The organism is Paucibacter sp. TC2R-5 (genome assembly GCF_025717605.1).
Classification (GTDB): Bacteria; Pseudomonadota; Gammaproteobacteria; order Burkholderiales; family Burkholderiaceae_C; genus Paucibacter_A; species Paucibacter_A albus.
In genome coordinates this window covers 132,248-157,305 of the sequence record NZ_JAJIRQ010000001.1, presented here as the reverse complement: position 1 = coordinate 157,305, position 25,058 = coordinate 132,248, and the positions used below count along the sequence as shown (strand labels likewise).

Here is a 25,058-nt window from a genome sequence, read left to right as displayed (position 1 = left end):
ATAGGGTCAGGCGTCGCCTACAGATTTGATACATGCCCATGTCTGTCGTCGAAACTTAGTTGGAATTTGCCTGAGTGCAAGACCTGACCCTTGACCCCTGATTCATGCGGCGCAATGAGGTCTGGTTGGCCTTGCCCGGAGGCGGTTCAATACGACAGAACGGCCAACTTCAGAACCGCCCCCGGTACACCCCCCACTATTGCCGCTTGAACAACAAGGTGCCGTAAAGCGGCAGGGTAGCAATGTTTGCGCTATAGCTCACAACGGCATACTCACCGTCGGGGCCACTGATGGCCCCCGTCACGCCAGAGCCCGCATTGAAGCCCTCGCCATAGAAGAGGCCACTCAGTGCCTGCCTCCGATCGGATCCTTCGCCCAGCAAGAACGACTGCCCCGCCACCGAGCCTTCTGCTCGGAATAGTGCGGTGCCGTACCAAGGGCTGAAGGTACCCACAGGGTTCTGCCCAAACACAATCTCCAGTTGCGCACTGGACACAATGCCTGGGGGGATTTGAGCGTCGCCGGAGCCCCGGCCCAACATCACGCCGGTTTGCGCGATCAGTGTGTAGCGGAACGTGCCTGTATTGGGTACTTTCGCCCCCGGGATGCTCACTGCATAGGGCACCGACCAGGTCCTGTTTTTATTGTCTGGATAGTTCTCGGTCACATTGACGCGCCCAATGCTTGCTTGGGCGGTGCCGGCAAGCTCATAAACAGGGCCTGAGAAGACATAAGGCGAAAGCACGGCTGCCAGTTCGCCCGACGCGCCGAAACGAGCATCTTTCCAAGCGCCCATATGGAACTGGGAACCATCGACATGCATGAACACATTGGCAGGCCCATCGACCGGCCGGGAGCTCAAACCAGGGCCAACCGTCCCAGAGTTGCCGCAACCCTTGGTCTGCGGTTGCACATTGGGATCGCCGAAAGCAGCAGCGATCTCTGTCAACTGACCACCAACCTCCAGCCTGAGCTTGGCCGCAGCCTTACGCGCGCCCTCACCGCCGACAGCCAAACGCATTTGCAAGTACTGGTTAGCCGATGTTGCGGTCGGGGACACAGGTTCCAGCACGATGTATTCCGCCTTGCCCACGGCTTGGTCAGAGAGCCAAGGCATACCGGACCCGCCGCGAGTTCTGAAACGCGCCACCGTTTGATCCGCCATACGCAGACCGATGTCTGCCCCAACATAGGTGCTACCCAGGTACTGGAGGCCCAGCGTGGAGTCCGCCGTCAGGCCGACAAAAGCGCGCTCCGCGCCAAAGGCCAGGGAGGGCAAACTGGCTTCGGTGCTTGCCAGCAGATTCAGGACGCGCGCACCACATCCGGGACTCGCTAAGGCCGGGGCCGCCACGGCATACTGAAGTGCCTCGCGGTTCAATTGGTACATCCCAGGCTGGAGCTCATCCCCGACCAGCGTCGCACTGGCGATCGCGCCGCCATTCCATCGGCCAATGCCGATCTCCCCATCACCAAACACCTCCGCCACACTGTTCGTAAAGCTGGTGGTCCATTGCGTCGCATCGGTGCCCGAAGTGAAGCCAATCAAGGCGCCGCGTTTGTTGAAGCGAGTTTTCCCCAGGGGCTCATCAACCAGCTTGAGCACATCGTTCTGCATCTTTGCAGTCACCGAGCCGCTGCTGACCCCTTTGGGCGTTATCTTTTTTATCTCCCACTCACCCAGCGGCTGCATCGCGCCGCCAAACAGGAGTGACTTAGTGCTGAGTTTCTCACTCGGCCCAATGGCCATCAAATCGACGAAATCCGCCATACCGCCTAAAAAGGCAGGGAAAAGCCGGTCATCCTCTTCATCGATCAGCATTAGGCGTTCCAAGCCATCCAGACTACGGGCCATCGACGGCGCGGTAGCGCCATCCAAGCGCTTGGAAAAACTATTAAAGACGCCAAGGTAGAGAGACATGGCCACATCGGTGTTCACCGATGGAACGCCGGTGAAGGGCTTTCTCAAGTCCAGCACCTGAAAGTTGAGAACGGAGCTCACGCCCAACCACGCTGCAATCTTGGCGTTGGCCGCTGCGACTGCGGGGGTCGACCAATCAGGCGCAGCCTGCTGCCTGAGGAACCTGACGCCCACCTCGGTATAAGGACTGATGTGCAGCTTGTGCGCAGCAGAGGCGCGCACATCGACAGCGCGAATGATTGCGTCCAGGGGCTGACTTACGGTGGTCGATTCGCTCGTGTAAGTTCCACCGGTGGCCTGCACCAAGAAGACCGAAGCCTCGGGCAGATTGACCTCCAACTCGAAGCTGCCATCGCTTGCGGTTACTGTTTTGCCGACCGGGGTTTGCGTACCGTCATTGGCGACCGCAAAGGCCTGTACCGAAGCGCCTATCACTTGCGGACTCAAGACCTGCCCGCTGATGCGGGTATTGGTCTGGATCGCCGGGGGTTCCGGCGTCTTTGCATCGCCCCCGCCACTACTGCCGCCCCCCCCGCAGGCACTAAGCAAGACTCCGAAAAAAACAACAATCAGCTTTTTCATCCCGCTGGTCCTCCCGCGCCATGTGTTGGCGGCATTTTTAGATCCAGCGGATTCTATAGATCATCCAGCCGCCGGATATCCGCGCAAGCAAGAAGTTATTCACATCCACTTCAGTACCTCTGAACCAGCGCAGTCAACAAGGCGAAGAACACCGGCGCCGTCACCATAAACAGCAGCGTCAAGGCGACGATGGCGGCAGTCGGAGCCTGAGGGTTAGGTCTCCCTTCTTGCATTTCGTCAAGCGCGCCAAAGCTTCGGAGCCAAGACGGGGCTGGTCCAACTTCCGGCGCTCCTGTTGCCTGCCTGTCAACGACCACACCGAACACGTTCCAACCGCTCGCCAATACCCGCGCGATACTCAAAGCTGGCACAAGGAATCGACATTAGGAATCACGCAGCAAGAGCTAACCTCAACGCTGACCGCCCTCTCATCTTTAAACTTGGTTCAGCCCCCCAATGCACATCGACACCCACAGACCATTTTGGACAATTTGACCGCCTTCCACTCCAGCCACAGCGCCCAGTTCGAAACGCTGCCAAACGGCCTGCGCACCGTCGTGATTCCCATGCCTTGGCGCCAAACGGTGAGCCTGAGCGTGTTCATACGCACCGGCAGCCTCGATGAGAGCGCCCGGCTGAACGGCATCAGCCATGTCGTGGAACACATGGCCTTCAAGGGCACGGCGAGCCGTGATTGCCAGTGCATCAACCTCGACGCCGAGGCCATGGGCGCCGAGGTCAATGCCCACACCGACAAGGACCACACCGCCTTTCACATCGAAGGCTTGCCAGCCGACTTGCCGGCCTTTGTGGCCTGGCTGGCCGACATTGTGCTGAACAGCAACTTTCCGGCCGATGAGCTGGAAAGAGAGCGGCGCGTGATCGAACAGGAGTTCAACGAGTTCGAGGACGACCCCAGCAGCGTCGTCTTCCAGTTGCTGGACCGCGCTTGCTATGGCCAGCGCCATGCAGCTGGGCGACCCATCATCGGCACGCGCGCCAATATCCTGCGCTTCAGCCGCGATGAGCTGATGGCCTACGTCCAGGCCCAATACACCGCCAGCAATGTGGTGGTGGCCGTGGCCGGGCCGGTGGATGGGGAGGCGTTCACGCGACTGGTTGAGCAGTTCTTCGGCGCCATGCCTGAGGGTCAGCCGAATGCGCTGAGCGCACCGCTCTGGCAAGGTGGCATGAAAACGCGCCGCATGGCCGGTAGCGGCCAATGCCAGCTGATGCTGGGCTTTGAAGCGCCCAGCCTGGGCGAGTACAAGAGCCGCCGGCATCTGCCCCATGTGCTGGCCGCCGCCCTGCTGGGCGAGGGCATGAGCTCGCCGCTGCTGGACGAGATCCGTGAGCGCCGCGGGCTGGCCTATCACGTCGCCTGCTCAGCCGACATCCTGCCGCTCTACGGCCAGTTTTTGATCGAGGGCGCGACGGCACCGGCCCAGGCCGAGGAGTTCTTAAAAGCGATGCAGCATTTGCTGCAGCGTCAGGCCGACGGGCCGCTGAACAAAGTCGCGCTGGCGCGTGCACGCAAGCAGTTACAGGTGCGCAGCCTGCGGGCGCTGGAGCAACCTGCGCGGCGCATGGAAGCCGCCGCGCAAGAGCTGTTCAACTTCGGCCGCCTGCGCGAGCCCCAAGAAGCGATGGCGCACATGCAAGCGGTCACGGGCGCGCAGGTACAGGCGGTGTTCGAGCAGCTGCTTCAGCCCGGCCGCTCAAGCCCGGCCATTGCCTTGGCAGGCAGCGTGCCGCAGCGCGCTCGGGAATGCGCTAGAGCGCTGTTTTCCTGATCGAGCAAGCGCTTTTCAAGTCAAGCCAAGGTCATTGATACGAAACGAATCTCTAGGGCCGGCGCCGTGATCGGCGGCCCGCCCTCCCGCTCTCACGACTTTAGCTTGGCACCTCGAGCCAGAGTCTCGACGCGAGCTTGGTAGCGAGGGAAGAACACCAGGCGCGGTGCGCTGTAATGGATCACGAACAGTTCGCCCTTTTGCACCGTCCCATAGGCCAGGCCGCGCATTGGAACATCATCGACCTTGCGATTCAGCGCGTACTCGAAGCGAAAGCCCTTACCGCCCAGGAACTCGGCCGGCTCTAGCTTGACAAGCTCGAAGCTTGAGCCATCACGGGTCAACATCGCCTGATAGAGCGCCACCACATCGGCTGCTTGCATGGAGGACTTGAAATTCAACGGCTTCTGGTTCTTAGCCGCGTCAGGCAGCTTGGCAATCGGCTGCCCGTCCTTGATACCCACATAGAACTGCAAAGCGTCTATGGTCACGCCTTCAACGGTCCAGGTCGGGGTATCGTTACCCAAACCGCGTTCGAATTGGTTCCAGGATGTGTCTAACTTGAGCGCCATACGGTCACCGACCAAGGCATCACCCGTGGACACTTTGCTGACGGCGGCACAACCCGACAGCACCAGCACCAAAGTCGCGGCGGCCAACAGGCCTGCCAGATTCTTGTTTTTCATCACCGAATACTCCCTCATAGAAAACTCTTGATCAACGCGAGGTCAGCGGCCTCGGGGGCCAGCTCGACATAACGGGCAAAGGCCTCTCGGGCCTGCTCTGGCTTGTCGCGACCTTGGTACAGATAGCCCAAGGCGCGGTGCAATTGGGCCGGTTCCTGACCGAGTTGCAGGGCCTGCTCGAAATCTTGCAGTGCCCGGTCACCGTCATCCCCGGCGGCCCGCTGTCGCCGTGTCTCGCCACGGAAATACAGAAGATCACTGCGCTTAGGCGAACGAGCTATCAGCCGGTCCAGCAAGACCAGGGTTTCGCCATGTTGGCCGCGCCGCAATTCGTCCTCCAGCATCAACTGCTGCAAACCAGCCAGCCGGCTACTCAACTCTGTAAACCCGACAAAGCCCCCGCCGTCCGCCGCTGCAAGGAGCGCCAGGGTCGCGCTGCGCTCCTCAGACGCCGGGTGTGTAGCGAACATCGGACTGGATCTTGAGGGGTCGTGAGCGGCGGCGGCCTCGGCGCGCAAATTCTCCCAGACCTTGGCGGCCTCGCGGGTGTCGTAGCCGGCCTTGCGCATCAGATCCAAGCCGATGCCGTCGGCCTCGCGCTCCTGGTCGCGCGAGAAACCAAAAGCACCCGACAACATGGCCAACTGCCCAACCAGGCCCACCACACCGAACATGCCCATGAACATACCAAAGGCGCTGCGCGCCTTGACATCACGCAGCTTCTCCAAGGTATGGCGCTGCATATAGTGGCCGATCTCATGACCGATCACCGCCGCCAGCTGAGCCTCGTTGTCGACTCTCAGCAGCAAGCCGCTCCATATTTGCATCATGCCGTTGGGCGCCATGCTGGCATTGAAAAAAGGCGTGCGAACGGGATAGACCCGCACATCGGCGCAATGCTCGCCAGCAAGCTTGCAGGCAATGTCCTGGATGTAGTCGCGCAGCGGAGCATCGCGCAACATGAAGGGGCTGCGCCGCAGCCGGGCTTCCTCCCGGTCCATCATGGCCCAAAGCCCGCCCTCGTCGCTGGCCGCGTCAGGCTTGGCAAAACGAGCGGGCGCCAACCAAGCGCTGCCCTGAGCCATTGCAGAACAATGGGCGCAGCCTATGCCAAGGGCCGCCAAAAGCCCACGGCGCTTCATTGCACCTTGGGAAAACCGGCCAGCAAGGCCTCGATAGATTCGGCCGCTGCTTCGGCCTCACGCAGATCGCCACTGGCACGCGCCAGCCGGTTGAACCACATCACTTGACCACTGTTCAGATCAACCAGCGATGCATAACCGGTCTGAGTACCCCCTGCCAGACCTATGCCCAGCAGCGCCAGGCCCGCCATCGCCAACTTGCGCTCGGCGGTGGCATAACTGTCTCGCACCCAGACAAAGAGGCCGTACTGCGCGCCCGTCGTGGCTTGCAACTGCTTCATTGCATCGCCAAAGCTCCAATCCAACTTGCCTTCTTTAGTCGGAAGCGCCCAAACTCCACCCACCGAGTGATGCAAGGCAATTGAACGCGCCACTGCTGCATGCAGGGCAATGGGTTCGGCAAACTCGTCGGCCGCCCCCTCGCTCATGGGCTCCGCGCTAAACCCGAGTTTCTTAGACTTGCTGGCCAGGGCGGCTTTCATATGTCCGTGGGCCGCCGTCGTCCAATCGGCTCGCGGTTCATTGACGCCACCGGCTGACATCGAGAACAGCTCGACGTCTACCGGCATGACCACCACTTTGGCGGCCTTGGCCAGCTGAGTAAAGCCCGGCGCCAGATTCGTATTCTCTGCCAGCGCGGCACCCGAACTCACGGCCAAACCGATTGCCAAGCCGGCAACAGCCAGCATGGACTTCAGATCATTGCTCATCAAAAACCCTCCCTAAGCGATAGCGTCAACTGGCGCAGACGCTCTCCGGCGCCTTGCGTTCTCTGAATCTCACGGGTGAGGAATGTAGCAGCGCGCCGTTAGGCTCAAGCCTGTGAAATACCCTAGGCGAAAAGATTCACCAGTGGCGGCAACTGCTTGACTTGTCAGGCGATGCCCGGCACATCGCAGCCGTGCGTAGGGGCAAGCCGGCCCGACGCTAGGCGAATGCGTTATTTGAGCGGCATCACCAGCAGCACGTTCTACACACAAGGCCACCGGCCGCATGCCGGTTTGGCCTATGCATCCGCGTCCTGCGCGATCACGTCCCAATTGCCATACAAACTCAAACCGGCGGCCTGGGCCAGGGCAATCGAGGCCGCGTTGTCCAGTTGGCAGCGATATTGCGTTTGATACCCGGCTTGAGCCGCATGGCGACAAATGGCCCGCACGACCCGACGCGCTTGGCCCTGGCCGCGAAACGCGGGCAAGGTCAACACACCGATGTCCGCAATTGGCGCGCCGTCCCAGGGGTACATGCTGGCCGCGCACATCAGCTGGCCCTGCGCATCAAAGGCGCCAAACACCGCCCAGTGATCCAGCTCGACCCAAGCATCATCCAAATCCTGCTCACTTGACTGCGACAGGAAATCGGCAAACAGTTTTTCATCGGCAGCACTCAAAGGACGGATGTGCGCGGCCTGCGGCTCAGCCAACAAGGCCGCCAATGCCGCCTCGCTGAAATGGAAAACATGGTCAGCACCGTGCAAGGCAATGCCTGCAGCCCGCAACATCAGCCGCAAGCTTTCCGGCGTCAAGTTCTGGGCCTGTGACAACAAACCGACCTGCTGCGCCAACGCCGGCTTCAGGGCCACCATCAGCTTGCCCTCCGCGCGCTTGAGCAAGACCAGCCGGCGCGCCTCCTCCAGTTCGGGCTTGATGTGCACGCTCAGGCGTTCACTGTCGAAAACCGCTGTCTCGGCAAGGAATTGGCTTTGCCAAAAAGACTCAACAACAGGAGAAAACATAGGCTTGACTGGCGCGAAACAAACAAAAACCGAAGGGGCTGAATCATTCGATTCAGCCCCCCATTATCAAAGTGCACAAGAGAAGACTAGCCAAGCGACGGCCCCATTACAGGGCCGTCCAAAGAGCAAGCCTCAGTGCACCACTCGCCCGAAGTGGAACTCGCCGTCCAGCACGTCGACCGGGATCACATCTTTGGGGCCAAACTTGCCCTGCAGGATCAGCTTGGACAAGGGGTTCTCGACCCGCTGCTGGATCGCGCGCTTGAGCGGCCGCGCACCAAACACCGGATCAAAACCAACCTTGGCCAACTCGGCCAGCGCCTCGTCGCTGACGTCCAACTTCATCTCCAGCTTCTCCAGCCTCGATTCGAGAATCTGCAGCTGGATCTTGGCGATCGCGGCAATGTTCTTGGCGTCGAGCGCATGGAAGATCACCGTCTCGTCGATGCGGTTCAAGAACTCGGGCCTGAAATGCGCCTTCACCTCACCCCAGACCGCCTCGCGGATCACTTCCTTGGGCTCGCCGACCAAGCCCATGATCTGCTGAGACCCGAGGTTACTGGTCATCACGATGACGGTGTTCTTGAAGTCCACCGTGCGGCCCTGCCCGTCCGTCAGGCGGCCATCGTCCAAGACTTGCAGCAGCACATTAAAGACATCCGGGTGCGCCTTCTCGACCTCGTCCAGCAGCAGCACGCTATAAGGCTTGCGCCGCACCGCCTCGGTCAGGTAGCCGCCTTCGTCGTAGCCGACATAGCCCGGCGGCGCGCCGATCAGGCGTGACACCGAGTGTTTTTCCATGAACTCGCTCATGTCCATGCGGATCAGGTGCTCTTCGCTGTCGAACAAAAAGCCCGCCAGCGCCTTGCACAGCTCGGTCTTGCCCACACCGGTGGGGCCGAGGAACAAGAAGGAACCGAGCGGCCGATTCGGGTCGCTCAAACCTGCCCTTGAGCGGCGGATTGCATCGGCCACCGCCGTGATCGCCTCATCCTGGCCGACCACACGCTGATGCAGTTTGCCTTCCATTTGCAGCAATTTGTCGCGCTCGCCCTGCAGCAGCTTGGAGACCGGGATGCCGGTCGAGCGCGCCACCACTTCGGCGATCTCCTCTGCGCCAACCATGGTGCGCAAGAGGCTAGGCCGCACGCCTGGGGCGGCGTTCTTGCCGGATTTGCCGGCCTCCTTGGCCTGCGCATCCTTGAGCTTGGTTTCCAACTCGGGCAGGCGGCCATATTGCAGCTCAGCCACCTTGTTGAAATCGCCCTTGCGCTTCCATTCCTCGATCTGCTGGCGGATCTGGTCGATCTCTTCCTTCACATGTGCAGAGCCCTGCGCCTGCGCCTTTTCGGCCAGCCAGATCTCTTCCAGGTCGTTGTATTCACGTTGCAGCTTGAGCAACTCCACCTCGATCAGATCAAAGCGCTTGATCGAGCCTTCGTCCTTCTCGCGCCGCACCGCTTCGCGCTCGATCTTGAGCTGGATCATCCGGCGATCCAGCTTGTCCATCACCTCGGGCTTGGAGTCGATCTCGATCTTGATCTTGGCCGCCGCCTCGTCGATCAAATCGATGGCCTTGTCGGGCAGGAAGCGGTCGGTGATGTAGCGGTGTGAGAGTTCGGCCGCGGCAATGATCGCCGGGTCGGTGATCTCCACGCCATGGTGGACCTCGTACTTCTCTTGCAAGCCGCGCAGGATCGCGATCGTCGCCTCGACGCTGGGCTCGTCGACCAGCACCTTCTGGAAGCGCCGCTCCAGCGCCGCGTCTTTCTCAACATATTTGCGGTACTCGTCCAGCGTGGTCGCACCGATGCAATGCAACTCACCACGCGCCAAAGCGGGCTTCAGCATATTGCCGGCATCGATCGCGCCCTCGGCCTTGCCCGCACCGACCATGGTGTGGATTTCGTCGATGAAGAGAATCGTCTGACCTTCGTCTTGAGCCACTTCCTTCAAGACCGACTTCAGACGTTCCTCGAAGTCTCCACGGTATTTGGCGCCGGCCAAAAGCAGCGCCATGTCTAAGACCAGGATGCGCTTGTTCTTCAGCGAATCGGGCACTTCGCCATTGACGATGCGCTGCGCCAGGCCTTCGACGATGGCCGTCTTGCCCACACCAGGCTCGCCGATCAAGACCGGGTTGTTCTTGGTGCGGCGCTGCAGCACCTGGATCGAGCGGCGAATTTCATCGTCTCGCCCAATCACCGGGTCGAGCTTGCCGGCGCGTGCGCGCTCGGTCAGATCCAGCGTGTATTTCTTCAGGGCCTCGCGGTTGCCTTCGGACTCCTGACTGTCGACTTTTTGGCCACCGCGCACCGCCTCGATCGCGGTTTCGAGCGCCTTGCGGCTGAGGCCATGGCCGCGCGCAATGCCGGCCAGATCGGTCTTGGCGTCGCAAAGCGCCAGCAAGAACATCTCGCTGGCAATGAAATGATCGCCTCGCTTGGAGGCTTCCTTCTCGGCCGCTTGCAAGAGCGACACCAGGTCGCGCCCGGCGCCAACCTGCTGGCCCTCCCCTTGCACATTCGGCAGGCCGGCAACGATGGTGTCCAGCGCGGTCTTGAGGGCGGCGGTCTTGACGTTCGCTCGCTCCAGCAAGGCCTTGGGGCCATCTTCCTGCGCCAGCATGGCCAGCAGCAAATGGGCCGGCTCGATATAGGGGTTGCCGCGCGTAACAGCCGCACTCTGCGCATCGGCCAGGGCTTCTTGGAAACGGGTGGTGAATTTGTCGGGGCGCATGATGAATCAATCCTCCGGTTAAAACTTGATTGGCAAATGAGGCGGGCCTGGCCTGAATTCAAGGGGCAGGCTGCGCGATTCGCTTGTGCCTCCGGGCTTTGCTCGGACAATCGCCGCAAACAACTCAGCCCGTCCTGTACCTATGAGCTTGAACCTTTATGCGGCTTCGGTGCCGGTTTTTCAACGCTATCTTGGCCAATTGAGTGCAATGCTTGATATGGCTCAAACGCAGATCGAGGCGGGAGCCCTGTCGGAGGGCGATTTGCTCGCCGCTCGGCTGGCAGCCGATATGTTGCCGCTGCGGGCCCAAGTCGAGGTCGCCGGCGGATTTGTGTTGCGGGCCCTGGCGCCACTCTTGGGGCGGGAGGTGCCGGCCTTCGGCGAATATCCGGCCGGTTTGAGCGGGCTGCAGGCCATGATCCTTGCTCGCCAAGCTTGGTTGGCGGAATTGACGCCGGAGCAATTTGCAGGCGCCGAGGCCAGGTCGATCAGCAGTGACGCCGGCCACGCGACGATAGAACTGCCGGGCATAGTCTTTCTCTGCCAGTTCGCCCTGCCTAACTTCTTCTTTCACCTGAGCTGTGCTTACGCCATCCTGCGCCAGCAAGGCCTTGCCTTGAGCAAAGAGGACTTTGACGGGCTGCATCGCTGGCGTTGAGCCACAACCCAATCGCTGGCCAAACATGTAAATCGCAAGCGGCGGCCTCATATTGCTGACAAGCGCTCAGCCAAAGCCTGGCGTAGCATTGCCCGAACCCCAAAGGAGATGCCCGCCATGCGAATGCTCATTGCCAGCCTAACGCTGTGCTTAGCCTGGGGCGCCGCGCTCGCCCAAACACCTCAACCCACCGCGACACCCAAGCCGCCTGCAGCGATTTATGACGCCGAGTTGGCCCAAGCTGTCGGCGCGGACGAATACGGCATGCGGCGCTATGTGCTGGTGATCCTCAAGACCGGGCCGACTCCGATGCCGGCGGGCGAGGCGCGCAGCGCCATGTTCAAGGGTCATTTCGCCAATATCAACCGTCTCGCGGCCGAGGGCAAGCTGGCTCTGGCCGGCCCATTGGACGGCGTGGACGGGTGGCGAGGTTTGTTCGTTTTGGCCGTCAGCGATATCGAGGAAGCCAAGCTGCTCACGGGCACCGACCCCGTCATCAGCAGCGGCGAGATGGTGGCCGAGTACCACAAGTACTACGGCTCAGCGGCGCTGATGCTGGTCAATGACGCACATAAAAAGGTGACGAAGAAGAGCTTTTGAGACGGCACTTGGAGGCAGGGCAATGCCTGCATCCCTTGTCTCACTCAGCCTTGATTGACGCCGCCGCCGGGCTCAGACCGTCCAGCCATGTCGCAAACTCCCCATCCAAGCTCTTGCCCCAGCCGCGCAGCAGCGCCTGGTAGCGCGGGTAGTCGCCGCTGCGGGTGAAGCTCAGCATCTGCTCCAGCTTGGGCCGCTGCTGCTCGATCATGAAACGTGCGGCCAAGTAACCCCAGGCATAGACGCGCTCATCGCCGCTATTGCTCATATAGCCGGTGTCAAACAACTGACTCAGGGAGAAGGCCTTGCTGCCCGCCAGTTTCAAGGCTTTGGGATGATCGGCGCCGCGCGCGATGTACTCGGCCACGCCTTCGGTCCACCAGATCAGATAGGGTGTTTGCGGCGCGGGCTTGGCGCAGTTCTCCGGCGGCTCATGGGAGTCATGCAGATTGGCGCAAAAGTCGCCATAGAGGTTGAAGCGCCCGTCCAGATAGTGAACATACTCGTGCCCGAGATTGCGCACGCTGCCGTCCTTGTTTTGGTTGGCAACAAACTCGGCCCTATTGCCGCTCTGCTCGGGCAGGCCTTCCAGATACATGCCGCCATTGTTCGTCGGCATATTGAAATGCGCACCCGCATAACGAACAAATTCATCGGCCGAGGCGTAGATATTGGCGCGCAACGAGTTGTTCAGGTCATGCTTGACCGGCTTGCCCTCGGTACCGAACAGCCGGTGAAAGCGCGCTTCAATCTCGGCCAACTCGCGGCAGATGGCTTGCTCTTGCTGCGCACTCAAGGCCTGCGAGCGCAGGTCCAGCGTGGCACTGCAGCGGTGGCTGCGACTCATGACCTGGTCCGCGCCGCCGGCCTCACCAGCCGCTGGATTGGACTCAGAGGCAGCGGCTTGCGCCGCCCCCAAGAGACCCATGCTCAGCAGCACGCCGATCGCCAAACAGATGTCCCTGCAAGCCTGAGTGCCGGCTGCCCCAAATCGTTTCTTCGCTTTCAAATTCTTCCTCTCGGCTTCTGCGTCCATGCATCATATTTACTAATATATCTGCAATATAAGGCAACAAAAGATCAAGAGTAAGCGAGCAAACCCGCAGCCAGAGTGCGAGCTAAGCCTGCTGCATCAAGCGCCACCCCGCCGCCGCGCAGCCCAGGCCGCCGAGCGTGTGCAAGGCCGCGTGCCACAGCGCCATGCCCGCCTCACCACGCTGCAACAGAGCCAATGACTCGGCCGAGAAGGCTGAAAAAGTGGTCAGGCCGCCCAAAAAGCCGGTGACCAAGAGCAGTTTGAGTAAATCATTAGGGCTGCGGCCAAACCAGGCCATCGCCATGCCTATCATGAAGCCGCCGGCCAGATTGACCACCAGCGTGCCGAGCGGAAAGCCCGCAACACTCGCGAACCGCTCATTGAGCCACAAGCCGGTAGCCCAACGCAGCAGCGCACCGACGGCCGCGCCGCCGGCGACGGCTCCCGCCTGGAAGAACATGGCGGCTGTCATACGCTGGCGTTGTTCGAGACCAAGCCCCAGCGCGCCAGCGCCGCATCGTCGCTGTCGCGCGCATCGACCCAATGGGCGCCGTCGGGCGTGGTTTCCTTCTTCCAGAACGGTGCCTGCGTCTTCAGATAATCCATCAAGAACTCGCAGGCTTGAAAAGCCTGGCCGCGATGCGCCGAAGCCACCAGCACCAGCACGATCTGATCACAGGCGAGCAAGGCGCCGACGCGGTGAATCACCCGCGCGGCGCGAATGTCAAAGCGCGCAAAGGCCGCGTCAATCATGCTTTCGATCGCCGCCTCGGTCATGCCGGGGTAATGTTCCAACTCCATGGCACTGACGTTCTGGCCATGACTGGCATCCCGCACGGTGCCGACAAAGGCCACCACAGCGCCTATGCCGCCGTCTTGCCCACGCAGGGCCAGCGTTTGCGCGCCCAGATCAAAGTCTTCGGTTTGGATGCTGACACGGGGAATTTGCTTCATGCCGGAATTGTGCCTGCGCTGCCACGTGAAAATCACCCACAGGGAGAGTAAAACCGGGCCGCAGATGTCGCATACTGCGGCGCACGCTTACAACGAAGGAGCACACCATGGGACTGATGGACTTCATCAAGAAACAGTTCATAGACATTATTCAGTGGACCGAAGACACCGACGGTACGCTGGCTTGGCGTTTCCCGATTGCCGATATGGAAATCCAGTACGGCGCCTCGCTGACCGTGCGCGAGTCGCAGATCGCTGTCTTCGTCAATGAAGGCAAGGTGGCCGATGTATTCGGCCCCGGCATGTACAAGCTGACAACGCAGACCCTGCCGGTGCTGACCTATCTGAAGAACTGGGACAAATTGTTCGAGTCGCCCTTCAAGAGCGATGTGTACTTTTTCAGCACCCGCCAACAGATCGACCAGCGCTGGGGCACCCAGCAACCGGTGACGATTCGCGACAAGGATTTCGGCGCGGTGCGGCTGCGTGCCTTTGGCAACTTTGCTTACCGCATTGCCGACGCCAAGCTCTTCCACACCGAGATTTCGGGCACGCGCGAGCGCTACACGGCCCAAGACCTGGACGGCCAGCTGCGCGGCATGATGCTGCAACACATCAGCGATGCGGTCGCGCAGGCCGGCATCCCATTTCTTGACCTGGCGGCCAATCAGGTCGAGTTTGCTGCGCAGCTGCAAGCCGTCACCGCGCCCGAGTTCGCCAAGATAGGCCTGAAGCTGGAGAGCGTCACGCTGCAAAACGTCTCGCTGCCCGAGGAGTTGCAGAAGATCCTCGACCAGAAAATCGGCATGGGCATGATCGGCCAGAACATGGGCCAATTCATGCAATACCAGACCGCGCAGGCGATCCCCAAGTTTGCCGAAGGTGCGGGCAGTGGCGGCGGCGGAAGTGGCGTGGCCGGCGACGCGATGGGTCTGGGGGCAGGTCTTGCCATGGGGCAAGTGATGGCCCAGCAATTGCAAGCGGGCTTAGGTGGCCAAGCCGCGCCAACTGCAGCAGCAACAGCGCCGGCAGCTCCGGTACAAACCGCGGAAGACATCATGGCCTTGCTGGAGAAGCTCGGCGAGCTCAAGGCCAAGGGCATCTTGACCGACGAGGAGTTCGCCGCCAAGAAGACCGATCTGCTGAAGAAACTCGGCTGAATTTCCTTTGACTCCAGCTGATTCCCCCGGCTCGGCGCAGCGCCGCTGGAGCGCAGCCTGCCCGAACTGCGGTGCGACGGTCGAGTTCGCCTCCGCCGCCTCGGCCAGCGCCGTCTGTTCCTTTTGCCGCAGTAGCTTGCTGCGCGAAGGCGCGGTGCTGCGCAAAATTGGCCTCAGCGCCGAGCTGCTGGAAGACTATTCACCACTGCAGCTGGGTGCCGGTGGGCGCTTTGCCGGCGATGCATTCACCGTGCTCGGGCGCTTGCAGCTGGGCGGCAGCAGCGGCACCTGGAACGAATGGCATGCGCTGTTTGATTCGGGCAAGAGTGCCTGGCTGAGCGAGGATAACGGCCAATTTGTGCTGAGCTTCGAGTCGGGCTTGAACGAGACGCCGCCGCAGTCCCATGAGCTGGTGCTGGGCGATATGCTGGTGCTGGCGGGCACAAGCTGGCGCGTTTCCGCGCTGACACGGGTCAAGACCCTGGCCGCGCAAGGCGAGCTGCCGCGCCCGCCAGCGCTAGGCGCCGAAGCTTGGCTGGCCGAGCTGCGCAATGGCAAAGACGAAGTCGGCAGCTTGGACTACGGGGCGGAGGGCGGCGTGCAGTGGTCGCTGGGCCGGCCGGTACGCTTCGAGGACTTGGCCTTGCACGGACTGCGCGAGGACAAGCAAGAAGCCGCACTCAAGGCGCGCAGCCTAGAGTGCCCGAGCTGCGGCGCGGCGCTGACGCCGCAGCTGGCGCAAAGCAAATCCATCGTCTGCGGCCAGTGCCAGGCGGTGGTGGACATCTCGCAGGGCCAAGGCGTAGATTCAAACGCCGATACAAGCGCCGGACTCGCTCATTACGCCCAAGAAGTGGCCGGGCGCGAGCCGCAAATTCCGCTCGGCCGGGTCGGCCTTATCGGCAATTTGGCGCTCAGCACGGGCGCCAAGCTGCCGTGGCAGGTGGTGGGCTACCAAGAGCGCTGCGATCTGCCGGCCGCCGGCAGCGATGACGAACAGACTTTTTGGCGCGAGTACCTCTTGTTCAACAAATTGGAGGGCTTTGCCTTCCTGGTGGACACCGAGGAAGGTTGGAGTTTGGTGCGGCCCTTGACTGGCTCACCCCAGGGCCAAGGTGAGCGCATCGAATGGCAGGGCCAGCGCTTCAGAAAACGCTGGAGCTATGCGGCCAAGGTCACCCATGTGCTGGGCGAGTTCTATTGGCCGGTGGCGCGCGATCAAATCGCGCAAGTCAGCGACTATGAAGCCGCCGGTGGCCAAGCCGGTACCCTGCTCAGCCGCGAGCAAACCGCAGATGAAGTCACCTGGAGCCTGGGCCGCAAGCTCGACGCCGCCGAGGTTGCCAAGGCCTTCAAACTCGATGCCAGCCAAGCTGGGGCACTCAGCCGCGATGCGTCGAGCTTCAACACCGGCTCGCAGCGCCCCATGCGCAACATCATCCTGAGCCTGTTTGTGCTGTTCTTCATCTTCATGCTGGTGAAGTCCTGCGGCACCAGCAATGACGATTGCCAAAGCTATAAAGACAATTTCGGCGAAGCCAGCGCTGAATATGCGCAGTGCCGGCGCAGCGGCGGACCACGCATCTACCCTGGCGGTGGAGGCTATAGCGGCGGGTCCTATGGTGGCTCGGGCAGCAGCGGTGGCGGGCACAAATGATCAGCCGGGCGCGCCAAACAAGCAAACTTCAAGGAGTAGCGTATGAGTGGATTTGAGTGGTTACGCCCTGCCGTCGTGCTGGGCTCTATCTTGTACGCCGTGATCGGCGTGCTGGTCTTCTGGATCAGCTTTGTCATCATCGACAAGCTGACCCCTTACAAGCTCTGGGAAGAGATCGTCGAGCACAAGAATATGGCGCTGGCGATCGTGGTGGCCGCCATGTGCATCTCGATCGGGCAGATCGTGGCGGCAGCGATTCACGGTTGACTGCTGCGCAAGAGGCAATGGCTCCGACTGCGCAAATGGCAGTCGCCGGCGGGGCCCGCAAAGGTCCGCAAAGGCCCGTTAAGCCCTATGGGCAAACGCGAACACATCCTCCGGGCGCCAGATATGGCCCGACCAGGATCGATATCCGCGCAGCCAGAGACACCCGTCGAGACGCCGCAGGTACAAACCTTTGGGGAAGTCATCGTCTTCTTTCAAGGGCATGGATGCAACCGTGATCGAGCCCCGCGGTGCTCCCCGCTCGGCTTGGGTGTCGGCAGTGCGGTCTTCCAGTTGCTCAAGCAGTTGCAGCCTCATGTGAGGCCCGAGTTCGGCCGGACAGGGCTGCAGGCCGGCCGCAGCGGCGACCGCAAGGACTTCAGAATAGTGAGCGCCTGCCGGCAGTCCAAGATCTGCGAGCGAGAGGATCTCGAGATCGACGGTGTAGGAACTTGTTGACACGATGAAGCCCTCATCAAGGATGAATGTCATCGCATAGGCATTCATTTGGACCTGCGCTTCGTGCAGCTTGGTCAACAGGGCATCTTTTGTGAGGCCGCCTGTGCGGACAGCGAGCTGCGACATGTGTGGGCTGATGGGTCAAATGGATGGGGTGTCAAAGGCTGGGCCGATTCACAGCGCATTGTGAACGCAGACCATACTCTCAGCGGACGCCCCTCCCGGCGCCATTGCTTTACAGCGCCACCCCGTAAACAATTTTGCCCCGGACGCCGAGGCGCCCGTACCCAAAAACCGCCGCCGTGACAAGGGCTCCGCCACGTTTCACCATGGCTTGCGGCGCCTACAGGACCCTGGACTTCTGAGCGCTTTGGCCTCAAGGCCAAGGCCGCAGGCCTGCCGCTTCAAGGCCGAGCACGGTAGCGCATCGGCCAAGTCGGGCAAATGGGCTTGAAGCCTATGGCCTCCAGAATGGGTCGGCTCATCAATGAGGCGTCTACCGCCATCCACTCGAAGCCCCGCGCCCGCGCTTCAATGAAGCGCAGCTCAAACAAGGCCGAATAGACACCCCGCCCGCGCCAGGCCGGCAGCACCGCGCCGCCGTGCAACTCGGGGAATCTGGAACCGGGCGGGTAGTCGGTCCAGCCCGTGCCTATGGGCTGGCCGTCGGCATAGGCGCAGAACATGCTCATTTCCTCAGGCTTGCCCAGGCTCGCTGCCAGCTTGGCGCGCAGCCATTCAAAGTCTCGCCCCCAGATTTGGGCCTGCACCTGCAGCACATCATCCAAATCCAGCGGATCAACCAAGCGGCGCAGGCTTACACCGGCAGGCAAGGCGGCAGACAAGCCGGCAGGCAAGCCGACAGTCGCTGAGGCCTTCGCGTGCGTACGTTCAAGCAGGGGTTCAAGCAAGGGATAGAGCATGAACAGCTCGGGCTCGTCGGCCACAAAGCCCTGCGCTTCGAGCAATTGTTTGAGCGCAGCGGGTTCCTCCAAGCCATAGAGCTTCCATTCGAAATCTTGCCCGCGAGCTTCAAAGTAGTCGATCTGCTCGCGAATCTGCCTGGCCTCTTGGCCGGCGCTCAAGCGTGAAAAGCACAGCAGCGCCTCGGCATCAGCGCAATCACTGTGCGGCAGATAGCGGCTCAGATGCGGCAAGGCTTCGAGCCGGAACCCCTCGATGTCATGGCCTTGCCTGTCGGCCCGGTAGGCTTCAAAAAGTTGCTGCTCATTCGTCATGGCTAGGGCCTAGGTCACAAGATTCATGGGGCTGCCGCTACACAGCGCAGCGACGGGCTTTCAGTCCTTCTTCCTGAACGCCAGCCAGCCCGCCACCGCCGTGAATCCCAGCACCACCAGTGCCAGGATGCTGAAACCATGCGGGTGCTCGGAGAGTGGGATGCCGCCGACGTTCATGCCGAACATACCGGCCATGATGTTGATGGGCAAGGCCAACACGGTCACCACCGTCAAGGTGAAAACGCTGCGATTGGTTTGCTCGCCCACTTGCGCCACCATCTCTTCTTGCAGCAGTTTGATGCGCTCTTGCAGCGCCGAGAGGTCGCGAATGACCAGCGAAAACTCCTCGGTCGCTTGGCGCAACTCGTCCAGATCATGCGCCTTGACCCAGGGCGGCGGCTGCCGCAAGAGCCGAAACAGCGCACCCGGTTCGGGCGCCAACAAGCGCTGCAGCCGAACCAGCACGCGGCGCAACTGCCCCAGCTCGCCGCGCTTTTGCTGCAGGCGCCCAACCAGCAAACCGTCCTCGATATTGTCGACCTGCAGCGTCGCCTCGCGCACGATGCGCACCAGCACATCGCCCTGATCGTTCATCAAATGGTTCAGCAACTCGACACTGGAGTTGAAGCGCGCGCCGTCCTTGACCGCTTGGCGCAATCGGTCGATTGAACGCAAGGGATGCACGCGCGCGCTGACCAAGACCCGCTCGCTGACGCTGACCCACAGCGAGGCGATCTCGGACGGGTCAAACGAGAACTCGAAGGCCACATCGTTGACCACGGCGATCAGGTTGTCGGACGCGTCTTCGATGCGGGTCGAGCGCGAGCCCTCGCGCAGCGCCTCGAAGAACTCCGGCGGCAGGTTCAAGTTCGCCTGCATCCATTTCTCGGCCGTGGTGTCGGTGAGGTTGAAATGCAGCCACAGGAATTCATCGGCGGGCTGCGCCGCCCCAAGCGCCAACCAGCTCAGCGACTCGGCCAGGCCAATCGGGCGGCCAGCCTGGCCGGGAGCCAGCACAAAGCCGCAGATCAGGGCGTTGTCGACAGCGCCAAACACATAATTCATTGCATCCTTCCCCAAAGACCAGCCCAGCTCCGCTACAACTACCTTACCGCGCCGCCATGACCTCAAGACCACCTCATTGCGGGCCCGATTGTCAGGCAAGTATTGCGGCACTTGTGCGGTGCAATAAAAAAAGGGCCGACGCAGCCGCGCCGGCCCTTGCCAAGCTGATTGAGCTCAGGCTCAGCTGCGCTGCATATTGGCCTTCAGCACGCTGCTCAAGGTATCCAGGCTTTCCGCCAGATGGGCGCGGGTTTCAACCGACAGGCCGCTCTTGCCGGATGCGGCGCGCAGATCCGACTGCAGCTGCACCGCATGGAAGCGCACCATCGCATAGGCATCGGCCAAAAGGCCAGGGCCGCCGCCGCGCGTCAGCACTGCCTGCAAACGCTTCAGATGCTCGCGCTGCAGATTGCGACGCAAGCCGTCGATCTCGGCACCGCTCTTGAGCTCGCTCCAAACGGCCGCGTTCAAAGTGCTGTGCACCTCGGACAGCGAGACCAGCCCCTTGCGATCCTTCTCCGCCACAAAGGCAGGCATATCGATCAGGCGGCGCGCGGTGTTGGCCGACATCAGGCGATCCAGCACGGTTGCCTGCACGACGGCCACGGCCGCCGGGATCGACAGCTGCACACGCTCCCACTCGTTGTAGTCCAGCGTCTGCGAAGCCAGGAACTCAGGGCGGAAGCGGAAGGAGTTGGCCGACAGCAAGCCGCTCGAGATGAACTTCAAGGCCTCACGCTGACGGGCAGGCTCGACGGCACTGAAGGCCGGGCGGCCGGTGCTGCCGGGCAGGTCGCGCAGCGCATGCATGCCGCCGACATACTTGCCGGTCAGCTCGGCAGAGCGCGCCAGTTGACGGAAGCTTTCGACGATGGAGCGGCGGTCGCGCAGCGGGTCGCCGCCGACCACCGGCTTGCGGTCCTGCACGCGCGCCCACAGTTCCTGGCTCAAGGCCAGGCGGCGCTTGAAGTAGGCCAGCGGGTCATCGCCCAGGTCAAAGCGGTTGGCGTCCGGGTCGAAACCGTCATAAGGGCCGCCCACGCCTGCGTCGATGTCATCGGCATATGCCAGCTGCGGCTCGATGCTGCGGGCGGCAATTTTGGCCAGGTCGGCCACTTCGGTCTCGGCGGCCAAAGGCTTGTAGGCGTACTCGATCGCCCAGTAGTCGTAAGCGCCAAGGGTCGTGTTGGTCAAGCTGCCTTGCGGCTCGCCTTTCAGCGACAGGTTGTAGGCGTTGTAGTCCATCACCGAATTGGAGATGCCGTACTTCTCGGTGTGGGCCTTGTCTTGCAGCTGCTTCAAGCTGACCGAGGTGGAGGCCTTGAAGTTGTGCTTGAGGCCCAGGGTGTGGCCGACTTCGTGCGTGATCACGTCCTTGATGACGGCTTGCACAAAGGCCTCGGCCTCGGGACTGTCGGGCAGGATGTCGCCGCGACCTTCCAGCAAGTCGAGCGCAAAGCCCATCTCGGCGGCAGCCTCGTTGGCATAACTGCAATAGTCGGCGGCGCCATGCTTGTGGCCATGGCGGTCCAGCGCAAGCGCAGAGAAAGCAGGGGAAACGGGGGAAGCAGGACTGGCAGCAGAAGCACCCAGATCATCGCTGATGAAGCGGCGCGAGCCGCGCGCGAACACATCGCTCATGCCGATGTCGGCATCCAGAATTTCACCGGTGCGCGGGTCGGCATGGCTGGGGCCAATCGCAAAGCCCACATCGGAGCCCACAAACCAGCGGATCGACGCGTGGCTGGAGTCCATATTGTCCCAATCGGCATCGTCGGGCTGCTGCTTGGCCTGGATGGCGTTCTTGAAGCCGATCTTCTCGAAGGCCTTGTTCCACTCCAGGATGCCGGCCTCCACCGCAGGGCGATATTGCGGCGGAATGTTCTTGTCCATCCAATAGGTGATGGGCTGAATCGGCTCACTCAGCTCCGCATTGGCGTCTTGCTTTTCGAGCCTCCAGCGCTTGACCAGATGCACACGCACATTGGCCTTGCTGTCGCTGCCGAAGTCTGAATAGGACTCCGCAAAGTGACCCAGGCGCGGGTCGAGCTTGCGCGTCGGCATCGGCAGATCCGGCAGCGCTTGGAAGTTGTAGACAAAGCTGAAGAACATGCTGCGCGGATCGGGCGTGCTCTGCGGCGGCGATGGCACGGGTGCTGGCGGCGCCACCAGCGGCGGCGCAGGAATGCGCGGCGTGAAGAAATGCATGCGGGCGGTCAGCGTGCTGAGCTTGGCATCGGCGCGCGTGGCTTCGAAAGAGGAATTGCTGCGATCCGGCGCATAAGGCAGGCGGTAAGCCACTTCAAGCCTTGTCGACAAGCCAGGGATGTCGGTCAGGAACATACCGGCATCAACCAGCACCGACTTGGTCTGCGGATGCTCGGCACTGCCGACCGGGCCGGCCGCAATCAGGCTGGGCGAGAAAGCCTGGCTGACCGCCAGCTTGCCGCCGCCTTCGCCGCGGAAGGCGGTGTTCAGCGCCACCAACTGAATCTGGTTGCCGATGCGGCGCCACTCGACCATTTGGTCGGCCACCATCTGGCTGGCGTAAAGGCCGCGCTCGCCGATCGAGCTGGCGATATTGACGGTGAACAAGAATGGCTTGCCGATCTTGTCCTTGGGGATTTCGAGCCAGACCTTGTCGTCCTTGCGCCAGATCGGGAACAGACCGGCCTGCACCTTGGCATCCTTGCTGACTTCAGCGAAAGGCTTGGGCGCGGTCGGGTCGGCGGGTGGCTTGGCGCCTGCATTGGGGGCCGATGCAGCCGAGGCTGCCGAGACTGGTGTAGCGGGGTTGCCTGCCTTGACGGGCGCCGCAGCAGCGGCAGTAGCGGCGGCTGTTGGCGCGGCCGCATCGGGCGCGGTGGTGGCGCAAGCACTCAGCAATGAAACGGCCGCAGCCACGGCAGACAAGGTGAGCCGGCGCGAGCCGAGCAGCGAAACATATGAAGTCATTCAGACCATCCTGAAACATTGCACAAGGCTCAAGCGGATGGCCCGAGCCCGAATATATTGGCAGCGCGAGCGCCCATCAACGGTGCTCGCGCGACAAAGTCGGCCACTGTGAACCAGGCGCAGCGCGCCGTCAATGCGGCCGAGCGTGCTTCGCACAAAGCGTTCCGCCATTCGTCGCATTTAGTCACTTGGCAAAGGGTTTACCCCAGGCGCCGGCACACAAGCCATGACGCCCAGTCGCCAACAAGCCTCAAGCCAGCCCTTTAGACTGCGCGCATGCACACCCGCCCCCAAACCACCCACCTGCTCTATCTGCACGGCTTTCGCTCTTCGCCGCGCTCGGCCAAGGCGCTCAGAATGGCCGACTGGGTGCGCAGCCACAACCCTGCGCTGGTATTTGCCTGCCCGCAACTGCCGCCCTCGCCCACCGAGGCGATGGCCTTGCTGCGAGACTTGACGGCCGACTGGCCGAGCCAAGGTTGCGCGCTGATGGGCAGCTCGCTCGGCGGCTTTTACGCCACCGTTTTGGCCGAGTGGCCACGCTTTCGAAGCAGCCGCACCGTGCTCTTGAACCCGGCCGTCGACCCGGCGCGCGACCTGGAAAAATACATAGGCGAGCAAAGTTGCTGGCAAGACCCTGAAGAACGCTTCTTCTTCCGCCCCGAATTCATCCAAGAGCTGCAAGCGTTGAGCACCCCCTTCAGCAGCCAGCCGCAGCGCCTGCTGGCCGTCATCGCCAAGGGCGACGAAGTGCTGGACTGGCGCGAGATGCAGGCCCGCTATGCCAACTGCCGCGTCAAGCTGCTGGAAGGCAGCGACCATGGCTTGTCGGACTTTGACGACTATTTGCCCGAGTTGAGCGACTTCCTGGGCCTGGCCTAATTCAATGCAATGACCCGGTCTTGCGCCTCGGCCACGCAGCCCTCGGCCAGGCCCGGCCCCCAGCCGCGCCGGATCAGCACATATTGGCCGTTATGGCAAAACTCGATGCGCTGCGCGCCGGCCATGGTTTGCTGCACAAAGGCTTCGATCGAGGCCGGCATGCTGACGAGGTAGCGGGCCGCTGCCAGGTCCTCGGCCGGATGGTCGTCGTTGTGCACCCAGGGGATGAAGGCGGCCGCACCCCATAGCAGCGGCGCAAAGCCGATGTCGAACAGCGCCGGCCGGTAGCCTTGCGCCTTCAACCAGGCCTGGGCCTGCGGGCGAATCTCTTCTTGCGCCGCGCCCTGCCCTAAGTTCCCCAAGGTGGCCGCCAACAACTCCGCCACCCATTGGTTGCAGTTTTGATAGCGCGCACTGAAGGGGTAGGCGTTGGCGCTGTAGCTGGGTGCCAGCAACTGCAAGGCACTGCGCTTGTCCAGCGCGGCGCGTTCAATCGCGGCGGATTCGGCCGGCGCAAAGAGCAGCACCGATAAATAGCCCAGCTCGGCCTGATTGGCTCCGATCAAAAAGCCTGCCAAGCCTTGGTCATAGAGCTTTGGCGCGGCTTCATCGCAGACGTAATAAAGCTGGCGCACCGACCAAGGCGTGTTGTCACTGTCCCGCAAAGCCAAACCCGCGTGCGAATAGCGCATCCCAAAGCGACTCAAATCGGTGCCGGCCCGCGACACCAAAGCGACGCCCTGACCGCTGCGTTCCAACTCGTCTTTGACGATGGCCACAAAGCGCAGCTGCTTGTCCTGCTGGCTGGCACTGAGCTGCATGGGCTGCTCGCAAAACCGCAAGCCGCCGGCTTGCACCGCGCCGCTGCCCAGCAGCGCGAGCGCCAACAGTCCTAGGACTCGATTCAAATCGCGACGGCCTTGCTGTCGAGTTCGCGATACCACTCGTCGCTGAGCACCAGGAAAAATGCCTGCTTGCTTTGCCCGTTAGCAAACTCCAGGCCGTAAGCGTGTTGGCGCGCTGTCACCAGCTGCCCCGTGCTCAGCTGGCTTTTCTCGAAGGCTTGCTCGGGCAGGACCAGATAGAAGTCATCCGCCGCATTCGACGCCGCTATGTTGGTGGTGGTGGTGGCGGCGGCCGCCTGCAGGTGCACGCGCACCATGCCGGGCCGGTCAGCGGCGGCGGCCACGTCGATGATTTTGTAGTCGCCGGCCGCAACCTTGTCGCCCTTGGTCGACGAGCCGCTTGAGGCCTCCAGCGATTTGGAGCCGCTGCTGGCCGCGCTGCTGGCGCCCTCGGAGGCCGAAGATGCGGTCGAGCTGGCAGCCAAGGCCGGCAGCGCCAGGGCGCTGCTCAAAAGCAGGCCCGCAGCAAGAGTCCGCTTGATGAGAGTGGAGGAGTTCATGATCGGGTTCCCGTAGATGGTTGGAGAGCTGGGCTGGCGCAAAGCCGAAATCGGCCGCCATGGTAGCAAGGCTTTGCTGCAGCAGCGCTGAGTAGACCCCCTGCCGAATGCCGTAGTCCTTTTGCAT

At 62.0% G+C, this 25,058-nt stretch carries 22 protein-coding genes; 7 read left to right on the top strand and 15 right to left on the bottom strand.

Features of this window, described 5'->3' with window-relative positions; translation table 11 throughout:
• Positions 1–196: 196 nt before the first annotated feature.
• Complete coding sequence (locus LNV08_RS00710; RefSeq protein WP_263531737.1) at positions 197–2,503, bottom strand: hypothetical protein; 2,307 nt, start codon at positions 2,501–2,503, stop codon at positions 197–199.
• A gap of 482 nt (positions 2,504–2,985) precedes the next feature.
• Here LNV08_RS00710 and LNV08_RS00705 point away from each other — a divergent pair, with 482 nt between their 5' ends.
• Positions 2,986–4,296 carry a M16 family metallopeptidase gene (locus LNV08_RS00705; protein WP_263531736.1) on the top strand — a complete coding sequence of 437 codons (1,311 nt, stop codon included), beginning with the start codon at positions 2,986–2,988 and terminating at the stop codon, positions 4,294–4,296.
• A 92-nt stretch (positions 4,297–4,388) separates the two neighbouring features.
• On the opposite strand, the gene LNV08_RS00700 is transcribed toward LNV08_RS00705, so the two are convergent.
• The 5 genes from LNV08_RS00700 to clpB all read right to left on the bottom strand — a co-directional run bounded on the left by LNV08_RS00700 (position 4,389) and on the right by clpB (position 10,598).
• Complete coding sequence (locus LNV08_RS00700; RefSeq protein WP_263531735.1) at positions 4,389–4,982, bottom strand: hypothetical protein; 594 nt, start codon at positions 4,980–4,982, stop codon at positions 4,389–4,391.
• A 14-nt stretch (positions 4,983–4,996) separates the two neighbouring features.
• Positions 4,997–6,067 (bottom strand): M48 family metallopeptidase, encoded by a 1,071-nt coding sequence (locus LNV08_RS00695; protein WP_263531734.1) that lies wholly within the window; start codon positions 6,065–6,067, stop codon positions 4,997–4,999.
• A gap of 53 nt (positions 6,068–6,120) precedes the next feature.
• Positions 6,121–6,834: a hypothetical protein gene (locus LNV08_RS00690; protein ID WP_263531733.1), complete on the bottom strand. Its 714-nt coding sequence runs from the start codon at positions 6,832–6,834 to the stop codon at positions 6,121–6,123.
• A gap of 296 nt (positions 6,835–7,130) precedes the next feature.
• The gene (locus LNV08_RS00685; protein WP_263531732.1) at positions 7,131–7,859 is read right to left on the bottom strand and encodes a GNAT family N-acetyltransferase; all 729 of its coding nucleotides are present in this window, start codon (positions 7,857–7,859) and stop codon (positions 7,131–7,133) included.
• Positions 7,860–7,991: 132 nt separating this feature from the next.
• Positions 7,992–10,598 (bottom strand): ATP-dependent chaperone ClpB, encoded by a 2,607-nt coding sequence (gene clpB / locus LNV08_RS00680; RefSeq protein ID WP_263531731.1) that lies wholly within the window; start codon positions 10,596–10,598, stop codon positions 7,992–7,994.
• A gap of 142 nt (positions 10,599–10,740) precedes the next feature.
• Here clpB and LNV08_RS00675 point away from each other — a divergent pair, with 142 nt between their 5' ends.
• A complete protein-coding gene (locus LNV08_RS00675; protein ID WP_263531730.1) occupies positions 10,741–11,256 on the top strand; it encodes a DUF1993 family protein in 516 nt (171 codons plus the stop codon).
• Between the two features lie 117 nt (positions 11,257–11,373).
• Positions 11,374–11,856, top strand: coding sequence for a YciI family protein (locus LNV08_RS00670; RefSeq protein WP_263531729.1), 483 nt, complete (start codon positions 11,374–11,376; stop codon positions 11,854–11,856).
• Between the two features lie 40 nt (positions 11,857–11,896).
• On the opposite strand, the gene LNV08_RS00665 is transcribed toward LNV08_RS00670, so the two are convergent.
• From LNV08_RS00665 to LNV08_RS00655, 3 genes are all read right to left on the bottom strand, one after another.
• A complete protein-coding gene (locus LNV08_RS00665) occupies positions 11,897–12,865 on the bottom strand; it encodes a collagenase (protein WP_263531728.1) in 969 nt (322 codons plus the stop codon).
• Between the two features lie 109 nt (positions 12,866–12,974).
• On the bottom strand, positions 12,975–13,364 hold the full coding sequence (gene crcB / locus LNV08_RS00660; protein WP_263531727.1) for a fluoride efflux transporter CrcB: 390 nt from the start codon (positions 13,362–13,364) through the stop codon (positions 12,975–12,977).
• A complete protein-coding gene (locus tag LNV08_RS00655; protein WP_263531726.1) occupies positions 13,361–13,846 on the bottom strand; it encodes a molybdenum cofactor biosynthesis protein MoaE in 486 nt (161 codons plus the stop codon). Before LNV08_RS00655 ends, crcB begins: the two co-directional genes overlap by 4 nt.
• A 107-nt stretch (positions 13,847–13,953) precedes the next feature.
• Between LNV08_RS00655 and LNV08_RS00650 the strand changes: the two genes are divergently transcribed.
• The 3 genes from LNV08_RS00650 to LNV08_RS00640 are packed head-to-tail and all read left to right on the top strand — an operon-like array spanning position 13,954 to position 16,930.
• Positions 13,954–15,006, top strand: coding sequence for an SPFH domain-containing protein (locus LNV08_RS00650; RefSeq protein ID WP_263531725.1), 1,053 nt, complete (start codon positions 13,954–13,956; stop codon positions 15,004–15,006).
• Positions 15,007–15,013: 7 nt separating this feature from the next.
• Positions 15,014–16,663, top strand: a complete 1,650-nt coding sequence (locus tag LNV08_RS00645; protein WP_263531724.1) for a DUF4178 domain-containing protein — start codon at positions 15,014–15,016, stop codon at positions 16,661–16,663.
• A gap of 42 nt (positions 16,664–16,705) precedes the next feature.
• On the top strand, positions 16,706–16,930 hold the full coding sequence (locus LNV08_RS00640) for a DUF350 domain-containing protein (RefSeq protein WP_263531723.1): 225 nt from the start codon (positions 16,706–16,708) through the stop codon (positions 16,928–16,930).
• A 78-nt stretch (positions 16,931–17,008) separates the two neighbouring features.
• Here LNV08_RS00640 and LNV08_RS00635 read toward each other — a convergent pair whose 3' ends face one another.
• From LNV08_RS00635 to LNV08_RS00620, 4 genes are all read right to left on the bottom strand, one after another.
• Positions 17,009–17,512, bottom strand: coding sequence for a hypothetical protein (locus LNV08_RS00635; RefSeq protein ID WP_263531722.1), 504 nt, complete (start codon positions 17,510–17,512; stop codon positions 17,009–17,011).
• Between the two features lie 278 nt (positions 17,513–17,790).
• On the bottom strand, positions 17,791–18,624 hold the full coding sequence (locus tag LNV08_RS00630) for a GNAT family N-acetyltransferase (RefSeq protein WP_263531721.1): 834 nt from the start codon (positions 18,622–18,624) through the stop codon (positions 17,791–17,793).
• Positions 18,625–18,684: 60 nt separating this feature from the next.
• Positions 18,685–19,689 (bottom strand): transporter, encoded by a 1,005-nt coding sequence (locus LNV08_RS00625; RefSeq protein ID WP_263531720.1) that lies wholly within the window; start codon positions 19,687–19,689, stop codon positions 18,685–18,687.
• A gap of 180 nt (positions 19,690–19,869) precedes the next feature.
• Positions 19,870–22,644 (bottom strand): zinc-dependent metalloprotease, encoded by a 2,775-nt coding sequence (locus LNV08_RS00620; protein WP_263531719.1) that lies wholly within the window; start codon positions 22,642–22,644, stop codon positions 19,870–19,872.
• A gap of 276 nt (positions 22,645–22,920) precedes the next feature.
• Here LNV08_RS00620 and LNV08_RS00615 point away from each other — a divergent pair, with 276 nt between their 5' ends.
• Positions 22,921–23,526, top strand: a complete 606-nt coding sequence (locus LNV08_RS00615) for a YqiA/YcfP family alpha/beta fold hydrolase (RefSeq protein ID WP_263531718.1) — start codon at positions 22,921–22,923, stop codon at positions 23,524–23,526.
• Here the strand turns inward: LNV08_RS00615 and LNV08_RS00610 are convergent.
• Together LNV08_RS00610 and LNV08_RS00605 are read right to left on the bottom strand one after the other, a co-directional pair.
• Complete coding sequence (locus tag LNV08_RS00610) at positions 23,523–24,434, bottom strand: DUF2145 domain-containing protein (protein WP_263531717.1); 912 nt, start codon at positions 24,432–24,434, stop codon at positions 23,523–23,525. The two genes, LNV08_RS00615 and LNV08_RS00610, sit on opposite strands and share 4 nt — an antisense overlap.
• On the bottom strand, positions 24,431–24,931 hold the full coding sequence (locus tag LNV08_RS00605; protein ID WP_263531716.1) for a hypothetical protein: 501 nt from the start codon (positions 24,929–24,931) through the stop codon (positions 24,431–24,433). The genes LNV08_RS00610 and LNV08_RS00605 overlap by 4 nt, the downstream gene beginning before the upstream one ends.
• Positions 24,932–25,058 lie beyond the last annotated feature (127 nt).